This is a genomic window from Neobacillus sp. D3-1R (assembly GCF_052180215.1).
In the GTDB taxonomy this organism is placed as follows: Bacteria; Bacillota; Bacilli; order Bacillales; family Cytobacillaceae; genus Pseudoneobacillus.
Genome location: NZ_CP197471.1, coordinates 4,579,016 through 4,593,737 on the forward strand (window position 1 = coordinate 4,579,016; position 14,722 = coordinate 4,593,737).

17 protein-coding genes and 2 other annotated features (1 of these 19 only partly in view) are annotated in these 14,722 nt (G+C 37.3%); all 17 genes read left to right on the forward strand.

Translation table 11 applies throughout. The annotated features are described in order from the left end of the window. The first annotated feature begins 188 nt into the window (after window positions 1-188). The 17 genes from radA (at window position 189) to rplA (ending at window position 14,517) form a co-directional block, all read left to right on the forward strand. On the forward strand, window positions 189-1,568 hold the full coding sequence (gene radA / locus ACSBPO_RS23035; RefSeq protein ID WP_442597432.1) for a DNA repair protein RadA: 1,380 nt from the start codon (window positions 189-191) through the stop codon (window positions 1,566-1,568). A 2-nt stretch (window positions 1,569-1,570) separates the two neighbouring features. Then, window positions 1,571-2,644: a DNA integrity scanning diadenylate cyclase DisA gene (gene disA, locus ACSBPO_RS23040; RefSeq protein ID WP_442597434.1), complete on the forward strand. Its 1,074-nt coding sequence runs from the start codon at window positions 1,571-1,573 to the stop codon at window positions 2,642-2,644. Between the two features lie 196 nt (window positions 2,645-2,840). Continuing rightward, window positions 2,841-3,926 carry a PIN/TRAM domain-containing protein gene (locus ACSBPO_RS23045; protein WP_442597436.1) on the forward strand — a complete coding sequence of 362 codons (1,086 nt, stop codon included), beginning with the start codon at window positions 2,841-2,843 and terminating at the stop codon, window positions 3,924-3,926. 42 nt (window positions 3,927-3,968) lie between these two features. Further along, window positions 3,969-4,658, forward strand: coding sequence for a 2-C-methyl-D-erythritol 4-phosphate cytidylyltransferase (gene ispD, locus ACSBPO_RS23050; protein WP_442597438.1), 690 nt, complete (start codon window positions 3,969-3,971; stop codon window positions 4,656-4,658). A 19-nt stretch (window positions 4,659-4,677) separates the two neighbouring features. Further along, a complete protein-coding gene (gene ispF / locus ACSBPO_RS23055) occupies window positions 4,678-5,154 on the forward strand; it encodes a 2-C-methyl-D-erythritol 2,4-cyclodiphosphate synthase (RefSeq protein ID WP_442600438.1) in 477 nt (158 codons plus the stop codon). Window positions 5,155-5,299: 145 nt separating this feature from the next. Further along, window positions 5,300-6,751, forward strand: coding sequence for a glutamate--tRNA ligase (gene gltX / locus ACSBPO_RS23060; protein ID WP_442597440.1), 1,452 nt, complete (start codon window positions 5,300-5,302; stop codon window positions 6,749-6,751). A 78-nt stretch (window positions 6,752-6,829) separates the two neighbouring features. After that, window positions 6,830-7,058 (forward strand) — a binding site (T-box leader). A 446-nt stretch (window positions 7,059-7,504) separates the two neighbouring features. Continuing rightward, complete coding sequence (gene cysE / locus ACSBPO_RS23065; RefSeq protein ID WP_442597442.1) at window positions 7,505-8,164, forward strand: serine O-acetyltransferase; 660 nt, start codon at window positions 7,505-7,507, stop codon at window positions 8,162-8,164. Further along, window positions 8,154-9,551, forward strand: a complete 1,398-nt coding sequence (gene cysS, locus ACSBPO_RS23070; RefSeq protein ID WP_442597444.1) for a cysteine--tRNA ligase — start codon at window positions 8,154-8,156, stop codon at window positions 9,549-9,551. Before cysE ends, cysS begins: the two co-directional genes overlap by 11 nt. Before the next feature lie 3 nt (window positions 9,552-9,554). Then, entirely contained in the window at window positions 9,555-9,983 is a 429-nt protein-coding gene (locus tag ACSBPO_RS23075) for a Mini-ribonuclease 3 (protein ID WP_442597446.1), read from the forward strand. Further along, window positions 9,976-10,719, forward strand: coding sequence for a 23S rRNA (guanosine(2251)-2'-O)-methyltransferase RlmB (gene rlmB, locus ACSBPO_RS23080; protein ID WP_442597448.1), 744 nt, complete (start codon window positions 9,976-9,978; stop codon window positions 10,717-10,719). The genes ACSBPO_RS23075 and rlmB overlap by 8 nt, the downstream gene beginning before the upstream one ends. A gap of 2 nt (window positions 10,720-10,721) precedes the next feature. After that, the gene (locus ACSBPO_RS23085) at window positions 10,722-11,228 is read left to right on the forward strand and encodes an NYN domain-containing protein (RefSeq protein ID WP_442597450.1); all 507 of its coding nucleotides are present in this window, start codon (window positions 10,722-10,724) and stop codon (window positions 11,226-11,228) included. A 74-nt stretch (window positions 11,229-11,302) separates the two neighbouring features. Next, window positions 11,303-11,953 (forward strand): RNA polymerase sporulation sigma factor SigH, encoded by a 651-nt coding sequence (gene sigH / locus ACSBPO_RS23090; RefSeq protein ID WP_442597452.1) that lies wholly within the window; start codon window positions 11,303-11,305, stop codon window positions 11,951-11,953. An 81-nt stretch (window positions 11,954-12,034) separates the two neighbouring features. Continuing rightward, window positions 12,035-12,184: a 50S ribosomal protein L33 gene (rpmG, locus tag ACSBPO_RS23095; protein WP_442597454.1), complete on the forward strand. Its 150-nt coding sequence runs from the start codon at window positions 12,035-12,037 to the stop codon at window positions 12,182-12,184. A gap of 53 nt (window positions 12,185-12,237) precedes the next feature. Beyond that, the gene (secE, locus tag ACSBPO_RS23100) at window positions 12,238-12,420 is read left to right on the forward strand and encodes a preprotein translocase subunit SecE (RefSeq protein WP_442597456.1); all 183 of its coding nucleotides are present in this window, start codon (window positions 12,238-12,240) and stop codon (window positions 12,418-12,420) included. 148 nt (window positions 12,421-12,568) lie between these two features. After that, the gene (gene nusG, locus ACSBPO_RS23105) at window positions 12,569-13,102 is read left to right on the forward strand and encodes a transcription termination/antitermination protein NusG (RefSeq protein ID WP_442597458.1); all 534 of its coding nucleotides are present in this window, start codon (window positions 12,569-12,571) and stop codon (window positions 13,100-13,102) included. A gap of 173 nt (window positions 13,103-13,275) precedes the next feature. Then, window positions 13,276-13,701 (forward strand): 50S ribosomal protein L11, encoded by a 426-nt coding sequence (rplK, locus tag ACSBPO_RS23110; protein WP_442597460.1) that lies wholly within the window; start codon window positions 13,276-13,278, stop codon window positions 13,699-13,701. A gap of 117 nt (window positions 13,702-13,818) precedes the next feature. Beyond that, window positions 13,819-14,517 carry a 50S ribosomal protein L1 gene (rplA, locus tag ACSBPO_RS23115; protein WP_442597462.1) on the forward strand — a complete coding sequence of 233 codons (699 nt, stop codon included), beginning with the start codon at window positions 13,819-13,821 and terminating at the stop codon, window positions 14,515-14,517. 78 nt (window positions 14,518-14,595) lie between these two features. Beyond that, window positions 14,596-14,722, forward strand: a sequence feature (ribosomal protein L10 leader region); it runs 20 nt beyond the window's last position.

A 14,722-nucleotide genomic window follows, 5' to 3' on the forward strand; every position in this document is an offset into this window, starting at 1 on the left:
ATATACTTCGTGTACCTCTTTTTTTAAAATGCTATGTTAATGAATTCACGATTTTCATCCCCTGTTGATTGGAGCGGAAATCAACAACTAGATTTATCAGAGCCTTTTAAAAAGGAAAATAATCTTTTATTAAAATAATAATCATAAAATAGACCAGAACTAGGTAATTTAAAGAGAGGATGTAAATAATGGCAAAGTCAAAAACAAAATTCATGTGCCAGGAATGTGGCTATGAATCTGCTAAATGGATGGGGAAGTGTCCAGGGTGCGGGGAATGGAACAAAATGGTTGAAGAGGTGGAGAGGTCCGCTCCTGGAAGAAGAGGAGCCTTCACTCATTCACTTCATGATAAATCAATGTCAAAAGCAACCCCAATAACATCAATTGAAACAGTTTCTGAACCTCGTGTAAAAACAGATTTAGTAGAACTAAATCGTGTTCTTGGCGGAGGGGTAGTACGTGGCTCTCTCATTTTAATCGGTGGTGACCCTGGGATAGGTAAATCTACTTTGCTTTTGCAGGTTTCCTCCCAATTAGCTGTCCATCAACACCGGGTTCTTTATATTTCCGGTGAGGAATCGCTTAGACAAACAAAGCTTCGGGCAGACCGTTTAGGGATAAAATCGGAAAACCTACTTGTCTATTCGGAAACGAATTTGGAAGATATCAATCAAACCATCGAACAGATGAGTCCTCAGTTTGTCATAGTAGATTCGATTCAAACCGTATTCCATCCGAATGTCACCTCTGCTCCGGGAAGTGTTTCTCAAGTCCGTGAATGTACAGCAGAGCTGATGAGAATAGCTAAAACAAAAGGGATAGCCATTTTCATTGTCGGCCACGTCACAAAAGAAGGTTCAATTGCTGGTCCTAGGATATTAGAACATATGGTTGATACTGTTCTATATTTTGAGGGGGAAAGACATCATACATACCGGATATTAAGGGCAGTAAAAAATCGTTTTGGTTCTACAAATGAAATGGGTATTTTTGAAATGAAAGAAGCGGGTCTTGAAGAAGTTGAAAATCCATCGGAGATTTTCCTTGAAGAACGTTCACAAGGAGCTGCTGGGTCGACCGTTGTGGCCTCAATGGAAGGAACACGTCCAGTTTTGGTAGAGGTTCAAGCTCTTATTTCCCCAACGAGTTTTGGAAATCCCCGTCGGATGGCAACAGGTATCGACCACAATCGAGTTCCACTCTTAATGGCTGTTTTAGAAAAAAGAGTAGGGATGCTATTACAAAACCAAGATGCTTATTTAAAGGTAGCGGGTGGAGTGAAGTTAGATGAACCCGCAATAGATCTTGCTATTGCTGTCAGCATTGCCTCCAGTTTTCGTGATAAACCAACACGACCAACAGACTGCATCATTGGGGAAGTAGGTTTAACAGGGGAAGTAAGAAGGGTATCTAGAATAGAGCAGAGAGTACAGGAAGCGGCAAAGCTAGGCTTTGAACGAGTCATTTTACCGGCTAATAATCTAGGTGGCTGGAAAGGTCCAGATGGTATTGAACTAATTGGTGTTTCAACTGTTAGTCAAGCGTTAAAAGTAACATTAGGAGGATAAGCATGGATCATAAAAAGCTGAGTGAAAAAGCAAAAAGTGAAATTTTACAATTTATTGCTCCAGGTACGCCTATTCGTGATGGAATTGATAATGTCCTACGCGCTAATACAGGAGGATTAATCGTCCTTGGATATAATGATAAGGTAAAAGCCATGGTGGATGGCGGCTTTCAAGTAAATTGTGTTTTCACTCCAAGTTTTTTATATGAACTAGCTAAAATGGATGGTGCCATTATTTTAAACGAACAAGGTAATCGAATATTGATTGCAAATGCTCAGCTAGCACCAGATTCATCGATCACGTCCTCAGAAACAGGTATGCGTCATCGAACCGCAGAACGAGTTGCCAAGCAAACAAAAGCTCTAGTTATCGCTATTTCTCAACGGAGAAACGTGATCACGCTTTATCAAGGGAATTTTCGTTATACGATAAAGGATATTTCCGTTATTTTTTCAAAAGCCAATCAAGCCCTTCAAACATTAGAAAAATACAAACTGGTATTAGAGCAAAGTATATCCAACTTAAGTATTTTAGAATTTGAAGAACTAGTCACCTACGGAGATGTTCTTCAAGTATTAAGACGCGTGGAAATGGTTTTACGAATTAAAACAGAGCTTATTACGTATTTAAATGAATTAGGAACTGAAGGAAGACTGATTTATTTACAAATGAATGAGCTATTAGCAGATATGGAAGAGGAAGCGGCTTTAGTCATAAAAGATTATGCTCATGACAGAACCATCGACACAGAGCAAGTTCTTTGTAAATTACAGGAGATGTCCGCGGAAGAGATCATTGAAGATTCCTTCTTCCTCAAACAATTGGGGCACTCTGGATATGTGCACTTAGATGAATTCATCTGTCCTAGAGGGTACAGAATGTTAAAAAAGGTCCCGAGATTACCAGTCGTGATTATGGAAAATCTGATTAATCAATTTGAACACTTACCCCATATTGTAGCAGCTTCTGTAGAGGAATTAGATGATGTGGAAGGAATTGGGGAAGTAAGGGCTCGGAAAATTAAAGAAGGCTTGCAATTGATTAAAGAACAGCTATTTGCCGATCGCCATCTATAAGAAAAATCAAGCCTATCTATTTGTTTGACTCTTTATAATAGGGATGCTAACCTAAAGAGGAGTTTGATTTCCATTATTAGTAAATTACTATTGTGAAAAAGCTTATTTCAAAATAGTGACAAATAGATTAAATAATCATCGAATACAGGTTTTAAACGTTTAAAATTGTTTATAATGAGTAAAAGGAGGTGAAGGAATGTTAAAACGTGTTGTTCAAGGTTGCTTCCTTATTATTGGAGGTACACTTGGAATATTTTTAATTCCTTATTTACTAGATTTAATGAGTTTAGAAGACATTCCTCTTATTAATAATGGTTATATTTCGGCTTTGTTAGGTGCAATTATTTTTTATTTTATATCATTTTGGGCCATTGATTATGTAGTTGAATTTGTAAAATGGGTAGAGGAATCTTTATTAAAAATCCCGATTACAGATGTACTTTTTGGAAGTGTAGGGCTCGTATTTGGTTTATTTGTAGCTTTTCTCATTGGCTTTGCTCTTAATGCTATTCAAGTTCCTGTGGTGAACACGGTTGCTCCTATTTTACTGACACTTCTTTTTGGATATTTAGGATTTCAGGTTGGAATTAAGAAAAGAGATGAGATCCTTCATTTATTCGGAAATAAGAACAAAAAGAAATCAGGGGAAGAAGAACCGGAAAAAACGGACAATCACTCCTTGAAAATATTAGATACTAGCGTCATAATTGATGGGCGTGTTGCTGATATTTGTCAAACAGGCTTTTTAGAAGGAACGATTGTCATTCCTCAATTTGTATTAGAAGAACTTCAACATATTGCTGATTCTTCGGATGCATTAAAAAGAAATCGTGGAAGACGTGGCTTAGACATTTTAAATAGAATTCAAAAAGAGCTTGCCGTGAAGGTAGAAATTTACGAAGGCGATTTTGAAGACATATCTGAAGTCGATAGTAAATTAGTAAAATTAGCAAAAGTTACAAACGGCATGGTTGTAACGAATGATTTCAACTTAAATAAAGTATGTGAGCTTCAAAATGTTGGAGTATTAAACATTAATGATTTAGCTAATGCGGTAAAGCCGGTTGTCCTTCCTGGTGAAGAAATGAATGTACAAGTGATTAAGGATGGAAAAGAGCATCATCAAGGTGTTGCTTATTTAGATGATGGAACGATGATTGTGGTAGAAGATGGTCGTGAATTTATCGGAAAGCGGATAGATGTTCTAGTCACAAGTGTTCTTCAAACTTCAGCAGGCAGAATGATTTTTGCAAAACCAAAGCTATTAGAAAAAGCATTATAAGTGTTCTTTTGAAATGCTCTATGATTAGTTAGGGGTTAGAATATGGGGTATCAAGTCATTCTTCCCGCAGCGGGAAAAGGAAAAAGAATGGGTGCTGGAAAGAATAAGTTATTTATCGAAATAAATCATGTTCCCGTATTTATTCATACATTACGTATTTTTGACCAGGATGAAAATTGCAATGAAATATTTTTATCGATTCACCCGGATGATCGAGAAGAAATGAGTTCCTTTATCAAAAAATATTCAATCCAGAAGAAGCTTACTTTTGTGATTGGTGGTGCTGAGCGACAACATAGTGTGTATAATGCGCTACAAAAAATCGAGGGTGAGAGTATTGTACTCGTACACGATGCAGCAAGGCCATTTATCCAAAAGCCTTTTATTGATAAGCTGGTTCAGACGGCAGAACGTCTTGGTGCTTCTGTATTAGCTGTACCCGTAAAGGATACCATTAAAAAAGTTGAAAATGGAATCGTTATCGAAACTGTGGAACGTTCTAGCTTGTGGGCTATACAAACCCCACAAGCTTTTCGCGTTTCCTTGTTGTTAAAAGCTCATGCTTTTGCAAAAGAAAATGCTTATTTAGGGACAGATGATGCTAGTTTAGTGGAATACATGGGTGAAAAAGTCGCCATTGTTGAGGGAGATTACAACAATATCAAGTTAACAACTCCAGAGGATTTAGCTTTTGCCAATGCTATTCTACAAGAACAAAATAAACAGTCTTGAAAGATAGGAGAATGAAATGATGTTTCGAATTGGACAAGGATTTGATGTACATCAACTAACAGAAAATAGACCGCTTATTATCGGTGGAATAACCATTCCATTTGAAAAGGGTCTACTTGGGCACTCAGATGCAGATGTTCTTTTACACACTGTAGCGGATGCATGTTTAGGTGCGATTGGAGAAGGAGATATAGGGAGACATTTTCCTGATACAGATCCGCGGTTTAAGGACGCAGACTCGGCAAAATTATTAACGCATGTTTGGAATCTAGTGAAAGAAAAAGGCTATAAATTAGGAAATATCGACTGTACGATTATCGCCCAACAGCCCAAAATGGCTCCATATGTTCCGCAAATGCGTGAAAGAATTGCACAGTTGTTAGAGGCAACCATCGACCAAGTGAATGTGAAGGCAACAACAACTGAAAAATTAGGATTTACTGGCCGAGGAGAAGGAATAGCCTCACAAGTTGCTGTGTTATTGCAAAAGGTGTAAGGTGTAGCTATAAACTCATTTTATTTCTATTCCATTAAGATTTTTATATGATAAAATAAATTGCTATAGAGAAGGCGAAAGCGCCTTGTAAGGCGAATAAGCTAAACATTTGTATATATTAAAATAAAATGGAGGCCTACCTATCATGTCAAATGATATTCGTGTTCGTTATGCGCCAAGTCCAACTGGCCATTTACATATTGGTAATGCACGTACTGCTCTTTTTAACTATCTATATGCTCGAAACAAGGGTGGAAAATTTATCATCCGTATAGAAGATACAGACCAAAAGCGTAATATTGAAGGTGGCGAAGAAAGCCAACTTAAATATTTAAAATGGCTTGGAATCGATTGGGATGAAAGTGTTGATGTTGGTGGAGAGTATGGTCCTTACCGCCAGTCAGAACGCAACGATATTTATGCAAAATATTATGGACAGCTTCTGAATGAAGGCAAAGCTTACAAATGCTATTGTACAGAAGAGGAATTAGAAGCTGAGCGTGAGGCTCAAATTGCAAAAGGTGAAAATCCGCAATATTCAGGGAAATGTCGCCACCTTACATCAGATCAACAAGCAGCCTATGTAGCAGAAGGCCGTTTACCAAGTATTCGTTTAAAAGTACCGGCAAATACAGTCTATTCCTTCGATGACATGGTAAAAGGAAATGTATCCTTTGAATCAGAGGGGATCGGCGATTGGGTAATGGTGAAAAAGGATGGAATTCCAACCTATAACTTCGCTGTTGCCATTGACGATTACTTAATGAAAATTTCCCATGTACTAAGAGGAGATGACCATATCTCCAATACACCAAAACAATTAATGGTATATGAAGCACTAGGTTGGGAAGCTCCTCAATTTGGGCACATGACATTAATTGTCAATGAAAGCCGTAAAAAATTGAGTAAGCGTGATGAAAGCATTATTCAATTTATCGAGCAGTATGAAGAACTTGGCTACTTACCAGAAGCATTATTTAACTTTATCGGCTTATTAGGATGGTCTCCATCAGGGGAAGAAGAAATTTTCACGAAAGAACAATTTATTGAAATCTTTGATGCAAGCCGTCTTTCTAAATCACCTGCCTTATTTGATAATCAGAAACTAACTTGGATGAACAATCAATACGTAAAACAACTGGATCTTGATAAATTAGTGGACATTTCACTTCCACACTTAATCAAATCAGGTCATCTTCCAAGTGAACTTAATGGTGAGCAAAAGGCTTGGGCTCGTCAACTGATTGCTCTTTTCCAAGAAAAAATGAGTTATGGTGCTGAAATCGTACCTTTAACGGAATTATTTTTCCAGGATGAAGTAAACTATGAAGAAGAGGCAAAAGAAGTGTTAACGGGCGAACAAGTACCAGAAGTATTAAAGGCTTTCGCTCAAGAAGTAGAGGGATTAACCGATTTCAACGCGGAGGAAATTAAAGCTGCAATGAAAGCTGTTCAGAAAGCAACAGGTCAAAAAGGAAAGAATCTATTTATGCCAATTCGTGTTGCCACTACAGGTCAGACACATGGGCCAGATCTTCCTGAGGCTATTTCTTTACTAGGAAAAGAAAAGATTCTAAATCGTTTACGACAAGCTTAAAAAAACTTTTTTTGTTAAGGTCAATTTAGTTAACATATTAAGTGAAATGTAATATAGTAAAAGTAATATTTTATATATGTAAAAATGTTGAAGAGGAAAAGTAAAAGAATGATGCTTAAAAGAGAGAACCATCACCGGCTGAAAGTGGTTCAGGCCACTCATTTTTTGAAATGCACCTCTGAGTCCCTGATTAAACGGATTTTTTCCAAGTAAATTAGGGCGGAACCCTACCGTTATTAGGTTTAAGTGAGATGATTTTTAGAATCATCTAATCAGAGTGGAACCGCGCCTTTTAAGCGTCTCTGTCTTCGGACAGGGGCGCTTTTTTATTTGGCTATGTTTGATTCGGCACAAATGGCTAAAATAGTAGTGCTTTTAAAGCGAATCCTCATCAGTCCGATTTTATCGGACACACGTTCCGTTATTTTAACGAAAATGAGTGTTTTTAGGGGATTATCGGACTACAGTTCCGTTATTTCACTAAAAATAAGCCTTTTGCTGATGAAATAGAGTGAATAACGGCATCTGAGTCCGTTAAGTTAGTAAAAACCGCTTATTTTAGAGAAATAACGGATTGTGTGTCCTATTTTTAAAAAAAGCTCAGTCAAAGAGCACTGTTTATTTTTAACAAAGTTAATTGGAGCGGAAATTAACATTCTTGTTTAACAGAGTTTAAGAAAAAATAAGCCTAGGACTCAAGAAGTGATAAAGCTATGGAATATTTTTTAGACAGAGAAAGGAGTGAAAACAAACATGTTTAAAACGCTAAAGGATGATTTAGAGGTAGTTTTTGAGCAGGACCCGTCGGCAAGGAGTTATTTAGAAGTCATTTTAACTTATTCAGGATTACATGCAATTTGGGCACATCGTCTTGCTCATGGTTTTTATAAACGGAAGTTTTTCTTTCTAGCCCGCGTCATATCTCAAGTTAGCCGTTTTTTTACAGGAATTGAAATTCACCCGGGTGCCAAAATTGGACGTCGATTTTTCATTGACCACGGCATGGGGGTTGTGATTGGAGAAACCTGTGAAATTGGAGATAATGTCACCGTTTTCCAAGGGGTAACACTTGGGGGTACAGGTAAAGAAAAGGGAAAAAGACATCCAACGGTAATGGATAATGCCCTTATTGCTACTGGAGCAAAAGTATTAGGTTCCATCACTGTGGGAGAGAATTCTAAAATAGGTGCTGGTTCGGTCGTCTTAAAGGATGTACCACCTAATTCAACGGTCGTAGGAATCCCAGGTAAAGTCGTTATACAGGATGGGATACGAATTGGGAAGGATTTAAATCATTGTGATCTTCCAGACCCGATAAATGACCGATTAAAGGAATTGGAAAATGAGATGGAAACATTAAGACTTATGCTAAATGAGTCTATTACAGAAGGGAGCAAGGTAAATGGCGATTAAGATCTATAATACGATGACGAGAAAAAAGGAAGACTTTATTCCTCTTGAAGAAGGAAAAGTAAAAATGTACGTATGCGGACCGACTGTCTATAATTATATTCATATAGGAAATGCAAGACCAGCAATCGTTTTTGATACAGTCAGAAGGTATTTTGAATACCGAGGTTACGACATTAAATATATCTCTAATTTTACGGATGTAGATGATAAGTTAATCCGTGCTGCAAATGAAATTGGTGAAGATGTACCAACCATTGCCGATCGTTTTATCCAGGCATATTTTGAGGATGTTTCCGCACTGGGATGCAAAAAAGCGGATGTCCACCCAAGAGTAATGGAAAGTATGGATATTATCATTGAATTTATTGCGAAATTGGTTGAAAAGGATTTTGCGTATGAGTCTGGTGGAGATGTTTATTTCCGAACTAGAAAGTTTGATGATTACGGAAAATTATCGCATCAGTCCGTTGATGAGCTTCGTTTAGGTGCTCGTATTGAAATCGGTGAAAAGAAACAGGATGCTTTAGATTTTGCTTTATGGAAATCAGCAAAAGAAGGGGAAATTTCTTGGGAGAGTCCATGGGGGCTTGGTCGTCCAGGCTGGCATATCGAGTGCTCCGCTATGGCGAAGAAGTATTTAGGAGAGACTATTGATATCCATGCAGGCGGTCAGGATTTAGCATTCCCTCACCATGAAAATGAAATTGCTCAATCGGAAAGCTTATCTGGCAAAGAGTTTGCACGTTATTGGATGCACAACGGATATATTAATATCGATAACGAGAAAATGTCTAAATCCCTAGGGAACTTTGTGTTAGTCCACGACATTATTAAAAAACATGATCCACAAGTATTAAGGTTCTTTATGTTATCGGTACATTATCGTAATCCAATCAATTATAGTGAAGAGCTATTAGAAAATACAGCGGCTGCCTTTGACCGACTAAAAACTTCTTATCAAAACCTAAAACACCGCCGTGAGATGAGCTCGAATCTAAATGATCAAAAACAAGAGTGGTTCGATAAAATAGCCGAATTAAAAGGTCAGTTTATGGAAGCCATGGACGATGACTTTAATACAGCAAATGCAGTATCCGTCTTATTCGAACTATCCAAGCTTGCCAATTATTATCTTTTAGAAAAAAACACCTCAGTTGATGTGATTGATGCATTCCTAAAAGAATTAGAAGAGCTATTTGCGGTATTAGGGCTAGAGCTTAAAAATGAAGAACTTTTAGATGAAGAAATCGAAGCGTTAATTCAAAAAAGAATGGAAGCAAGGAAGAATAGAGATTTTCAATTATCTGACCAAATCCGTGATCAATTAAAGGAAATGAATATTATTTTAGAAGATACGGCTCAAGGTACTCGTTGGAAAAGAGGCTAAGCAATGCTTCAGTATGATCAAAGAATTGATGAAAAACAATTAAATAGTTTAGCCCTTGCGTATATGGGTGATGCGGTCTTTGAAACGTATGTCCGTCATCACCTCTTACAAGGAGGGAAAGTGAAGCCGAATCAGCTGCATAAAACGGCAACCAAATTTGTTTCCGCAAAAGCACAGGCAAGTATGCTGTTTTATTTATTGGATCAAAACGTATTAACGGAATACGAGCACTCTGTTGTGCTGCGTGGGCGTAATGCTAAATCCGGTTCCATTCCCAAAAATACGGATGTTCAAACGTACCGATATGGAACAGGTTTTGAAGCCTTAATCGGATATTTATATTTATCAAAGAATGAAAAACGTTTAGAGGAAATTATTCAATTAACCATTCAATTCATTGAGAACAAGGAAGGAGGAATAAACAATGGGTGAAGATTATATTATTGGCAAAAATACGGTTCTGGAAGCTTTAAGATCAGGACGTGATATTAACAAAATTTTTATTTTAGAAGGATTGCAAAAGGGTGCAATGTCTCAAATCGCTCATTTAGCCAATGAAAACAAGGTGCTAGTTCAACTTGTTCCAAAGAAAAAATTGGATCAAATGAGTGATGGGAATCATCAAGGAGTAATAGCCCATGTTGCGGCTTATCAATATTCTGAATTAGATGATTTATATAAAATAGCTGAAAAACGAAATGAACCACCGTTCTTTTTAATTCTTGATGAGATAGAGGATCCTCATAATTTAGGATCCATTATGAGAACAGCAGATGCTGTAGGAGCTCATGGAATTATTATTCCAAAACGACGCGCGGTTGGTTTAACAACAACGGTTGCGAAGGTTTCAACCGGGGCGATTGAATATATACCAGTCGTACGTGTTACTAATCTTGCTAGAACCATTGATGAATTGAAGGAAAGAGGTATTTGGATAGCAGGAACGGATGCAAAAGGAAGTGAAGATTACCGCAGAATGGATGGTAACATGCCACTTGGTCTTGTGATTGGTAGTGAAGGGAAGGGGATGGGAAGATTAATCAGAGATAAATGTGATTTTCTTTTCCATCTTCCAATGGCAGGTAAGGTTACTTCACTAAATGCTTCAGTAGCGGCTGCCATTCTGATGTATGAGGTTTATCGAAAAAGAAACCCGATTGAGGGATAATCATGGACATCCTTATTGTAGATGGATATAACATGATTGGGGCTTGGGCAGAGCTAAGGGCTCTAAAGGACAAAGATTTAGCAGCTGCCCGTGACCGTTTAGTAGAAATGATGGCTGATTATCAGGCATATACTGGATATCGGGTTATTATTGTTTTTGATGCTCATTACGTTCAAGGAACCGAAAAAAAATATCGCAATTACAAGATTGAGATTATTTTTACAAAAGAAAATGAAACAGCAGATGAAAGAATTGAAAAGCTGGCTATTCAATTAAATAATCGAAAAACGCAGGTTCATGTAGCTACTTCAGATTTTACAGAACAATGGTCTATTTTTGGACAAGGTGCTTTAAGAAAGTCTGCCCGTGAATTATTTATTGAAATTCAAGCCATCGATAAAAAAATAGAAAAGAATGTCCAGAAAATTCAAGAACAGCGCCCTTTTTCAAAAATAAATTTGAGTAATGAACTATTAGAAATTTTTGAAAAATGGCGCAGAGGGCAATGAGACTGCCTTGACGCTTAGAAAAACCCTACTGTATAATATTGCTATCTATGCTTGTACGGTCGGAGGGGATCTAAGTGAGTGTTGACTTAAGAACAAAAATCAACGAAAATTATGCCCACCTTGAAGACGAAGAGATTATTGATTTTGTCCATAAAGGGGAAAGTGAAGCATTAGATTACCTCATTCATAAATATCGAAATTTTGTTCGTGCAAAAGCAAGATCCTATTTTTTAATTGGTGCCGACAAAGAAGATATTGTTCAAGAAGGAATGATTGGACTTTATAAGGCTATTCGAGATTTTAAAGAGGACAAACTGACCTCTTTCAAAGCCTTTGCAGAACTTTGTATTACACGACAAATTATTACGGCCATTAAAACCGCTACAAGACAGAAGCATATTCCATTAAATTCATATGTGTCTTTAGATAAACCTATCTATGACGAAGAATCAGACAGGACCCTTATGGATGTAATTTCAGGAGCGAAAGTGATGGATCCTGAAGAACTGATTATTAGCCAGGAAGAATTCGACCAAATCGAATTTAAGATGGCAGAGCTTTTAAGCGATTTAGAAAGAAAAGTACTAGCCCTCTATTTAGACGGGCAGTCATATCAAGAAATTTCAGAAGAGTTAAACAGGCATGTGAAATCGATTGATAACGCGCTTCAGCGAGTCAAGCGAAAATTAGAAAGATATTTGGAAATTCGTGAATTTTCTATGTGATTGACATAGGACTTATTGACAACCTATAGGTACCATGTTATCTTTTTAAAGATATAAAAAAGGACATTAGTAGGTGTCGACATGAATAAAAAAGTGGTTCTATCATGTGTAGATTGTGGATCACGTAATTATACAACCATGAGTAACAAGGAAACAAAACCAGACAGACTTGAGTTGAAAAAATTCTGTACGAATTGTAATAAACATACTGTTCACCGTGAAACAAAGTAAGTTGAATAGATATCAATAAATAGACGTATTTCGATTTGTTTGGGGGTTAAATAATGCAACGACTTATTAACTTTTTCCGCGATGTTGTAAGAGAAATGAAAAAAGTAAGCTGGCCAAAACGTAAAGAGTTAACTCGTTATACGGTTATAGTTATGGCAACAGTTACTTTTATGGCGGTCTTTTTTGCAGTGTTAGATTTAGGAATTTCTGAGGTAATCCGTCTAATTCTTGAATAACCATTGGTAGGTTATGGTATAATGGTAGATGAATGAAACAAACTGATTAAAGCCCGTCTAACGGGTTTTTTCATTTGGTAAAAAATCTCATTTTGAAATAAATTCATATTTGAAACATAGGGAGGGAAGGACGTATTAGTCCCCTTGAATGGAAAAGAATTGGTATGTAGTTCACACGTACTCTGGTTATGAGAATAAAGTAAAAGCAAACCTAGAGAAGCGCGTGGAATCGATGGGAATGCAAGACAAAATCTTTAGAGTGGTCGTTCCTGAAGAAGAAGAAACAGATATCAAAAACGGCAAAAAGAAAGTAGTTAAGCGTAAAGTATTTCCAGGTTATGTCTTAGTAGAAATCGTTATGACCGATGATTCTTGGTATGTCGTTCGTAATACGCCTGGAGTAACAGGGTTTGTTGGTTCTGCTGGATCAGGTTCAAAGCCAACTCCATTATTGCCAGAGGAAGTTAACTTCATCTTAAAACGCATGGGTGTAGAAGAAAGACGTATTGATGTAGATTTTACCCTTGGTGAAACGGTTCAAGTAAAAGAAGGTCCATTTGCTAACTTTACAGGTACGATTGAAGAGATGGATAAAGACAAAGCGAAGCTAAAAGTTTTAGTCAATATGTTCGGTCGTGACACGCCTGTAGAGCTTGATTTTACACAAATTGAAAAAATATAACCTGAAAAAACTTGAAATCATTTTTAAAAAGTGGTAATATTTCATAGGTCAGTATGTCTCAGAAAAGAGACTGGACAAATATGTAAAATTCTTTATTTTTATATAAAGAAATTTGTTGAGTGGGAGGGTAAATACCCTATTACCACATCACGGACTTTAAGGAGGTGTGTCTCGTGGCTAAAAAAGTAATTAAAGTTGTTAAATTACAAATTCCTGCTGGAAAAGCTAATCCAGCGCCACCAGTTGGTCCTGCATTAGGTCAAGCAGGTGTTAATATCATGGGATTCTGTAAGGAATTCAACGCTCGTACAGCTGATCAAGCTGGATTAATCATCCCTGTTGAAATCACGGTTTTTGAAGACCGTTCATTTACATTTATTACGAAAACTCCTCCTGCTGCTGTATTGTTAAAAGTAGCGGCTGGAATTCAGTCTGGTTCTGGTGTACCAAACCGTAATAAAGTAGCAACAGTTAAGCGTAGCACAGTACGCGAGATTGCTGAACAGAAAATGCCTGACTTAAATGCAGCTAGCGTTGAAGCAGCTATGCGCATGGTAGAAGGTACTGCACGCAGCATGGGTATTGTTATCGAAGACTAATCCATGTTGGAGTATTAGGTTGTTTGATTGGGGTTGCGGGGAGTGAAGTAGTTCTACTCGCAACCTTTATTCGTGGGAGGTTCTTCCGTTAAAACCACAATTTAGGAGGATTTTAAAATGGCTAAAAAAGGTAAGAAGTATTTAGAAGCTGTAAAGCTTGTAGATCGTTCTAAAGCATATCCAATTACAGAAGCAATCGAACTTGCAAAGAAAACAAACTTTGCTAAATTCGACGCAACATTAGAAGTAGCTTTCCGTTTAGGGGTAGACCCTAAGAAAGCTGACCAACAAATCCGTGGTGCAGTTGTGCTTCCTAACGGAACTGGTAAAGTTCAACGCGTTTTAGTATTTGCTAAAGGCGAAAAGGTTAAAGAAGCAGAAGCAGCTGGCGCTGATTATGTAGGTGATGCAGAATACATCACTAAAATCCAACAAGGTTGGTTTGACTTCGATGTAATCGTTGCAACTCCTGACATGATGGGTGAAGTTGGTAAATTAGGTCGTGTATTAGGACCAAAAGGCTTAATGCCAAACCCTAAAACAGGAACTGTTACTTTCGACGTAACAAGAGCTGTTAATGAAATCAAAGCTGGTAAAGTTGAATACCGTGTTGACAAAGCTGGAAACATCCACGTGCCAATCGGTAAAGCATCTTTCGAAAACGAAAAGTTAGTTGAAAACTTCAACACTGTTTTCGAAACTATGGTAAAAGTGAAGCCTTCTGCAGCAAAAGGAACATACATGAAGAACGTAACAGTTGCTTCAACTATGGGACCTGGTGTAAAGGTTGATCCTTCAACTGTTACAGTTAAGTAATTAGGAAGTTTTTTTCTGGAGAAAAAAACCAATTGACATTTATAAAACAACTAGATATAATAAATTTTGTTGTTTTGAAAATATATAACATTTGTACCAGAGACAGTAGGGGCTAACGCTTAAAAATCCTGCCGAGGTAAATTGATAGAATTTAGTTCGTTTAATGAACGACTTTTATCTGCCTCCATGTCTTAATGCATAGCAT

What these genes read in the sequence shown, in the direction of transcription:
- radA (WP_442597432.1), top strand. Translation starts at nt 189, where the DNA reads ATGGCAAAGTCAAAAACAAAATTCATGTGCCAGGAATGTGGCTATGAA.
- disA (WP_442597434.1), top strand. Translation starts at nt 1,571, where the DNA reads ATGGATCATAAAAAGCTGAGTGAAAAAGCAAAAAGTGAAATTTTACAA.
- ACSBPO_RS23045 (WP_442597436.1), top strand. Translation starts at nt 2,841, where the DNA reads ATGTTAAAACGTGTTGTTCAAGGTTGCTTCCTTATTATTGGAGGTACA.
- ispD (WP_442597438.1), top strand. Translation starts at nt 3,969, where the DNA reads ATGGGGTATCAAGTCATTCTTCCCGCAGCGGGAAAAGGAAAAAGAATG.
- ispF (WP_442600438.1), top strand. Translation starts at nt 4,678, where the DNA reads ATGTTTCGAATTGGACAAGGATTTGATGTACATCAACTAACAGAAAAT.
- gltX (WP_442597440.1), top strand. Translation starts at nt 5,300, where the DNA reads ATGTCAAATGATATTCGTGTTCGTTATGCGCCAAGTCCAACTGGCCAT.
- cysE (WP_442597442.1), top strand. Translation starts at nt 7,505, where the DNA reads ATGTTTAAAACGCTAAAGGATGATTTAGAGGTAGTTTTTGAGCAGGAC.
- cysS (WP_442597444.1), top strand. Translation starts at nt 8,154, where the DNA reads ATGGCGATTAAGATCTATAATACGATGACGAGAAAAAAGGAAGACTTT.
- ACSBPO_RS23075 (WP_442597446.1), top strand. Translation starts at nt 9,555, where the DNA reads ATGCTTCAGTATGATCAAAGAATTGATGAAAAACAATTAAATAGTTTA.
- rlmB (WP_442597448.1), top strand. Translation starts at nt 9,976, where the DNA reads ATGGGTGAAGATTATATTATTGGCAAAAATACGGTTCTGGAAGCTTTA.
- ACSBPO_RS23085 (WP_442597450.1), top strand. Translation starts at nt 10,722, where the DNA reads ATGGACATCCTTATTGTAGATGGATATAACATGATTGGGGCTTGGGCA.
- rpmG (WP_442597454.1), top strand. Translation starts at nt 12,035, where the DNA reads ATGAATAAAAAAGTGGTTCTATCATGTGTAGATTGTGGATCACGTAAT.
- secE (WP_442597456.1), top strand. Translation starts at nt 12,238, where the DNA reads ATGCAACGACTTATTAACTTTTTCCGCGATGTTGTAAGAGAAATGAAA.
- nusG (WP_442597458.1), top strand. Translation starts at nt 12,569, where the DNA reads ATGGAAAAGAATTGGTATGTAGTTCACACGTACTCTGGTTATGAGAAT.
- rplA (WP_442597462.1), top strand. Translation starts at nt 13,819, where the DNA reads ATGGCTAAAAAAGGTAAGAAGTATTTAGAAGCTGTAAAGCTTGTAGAT.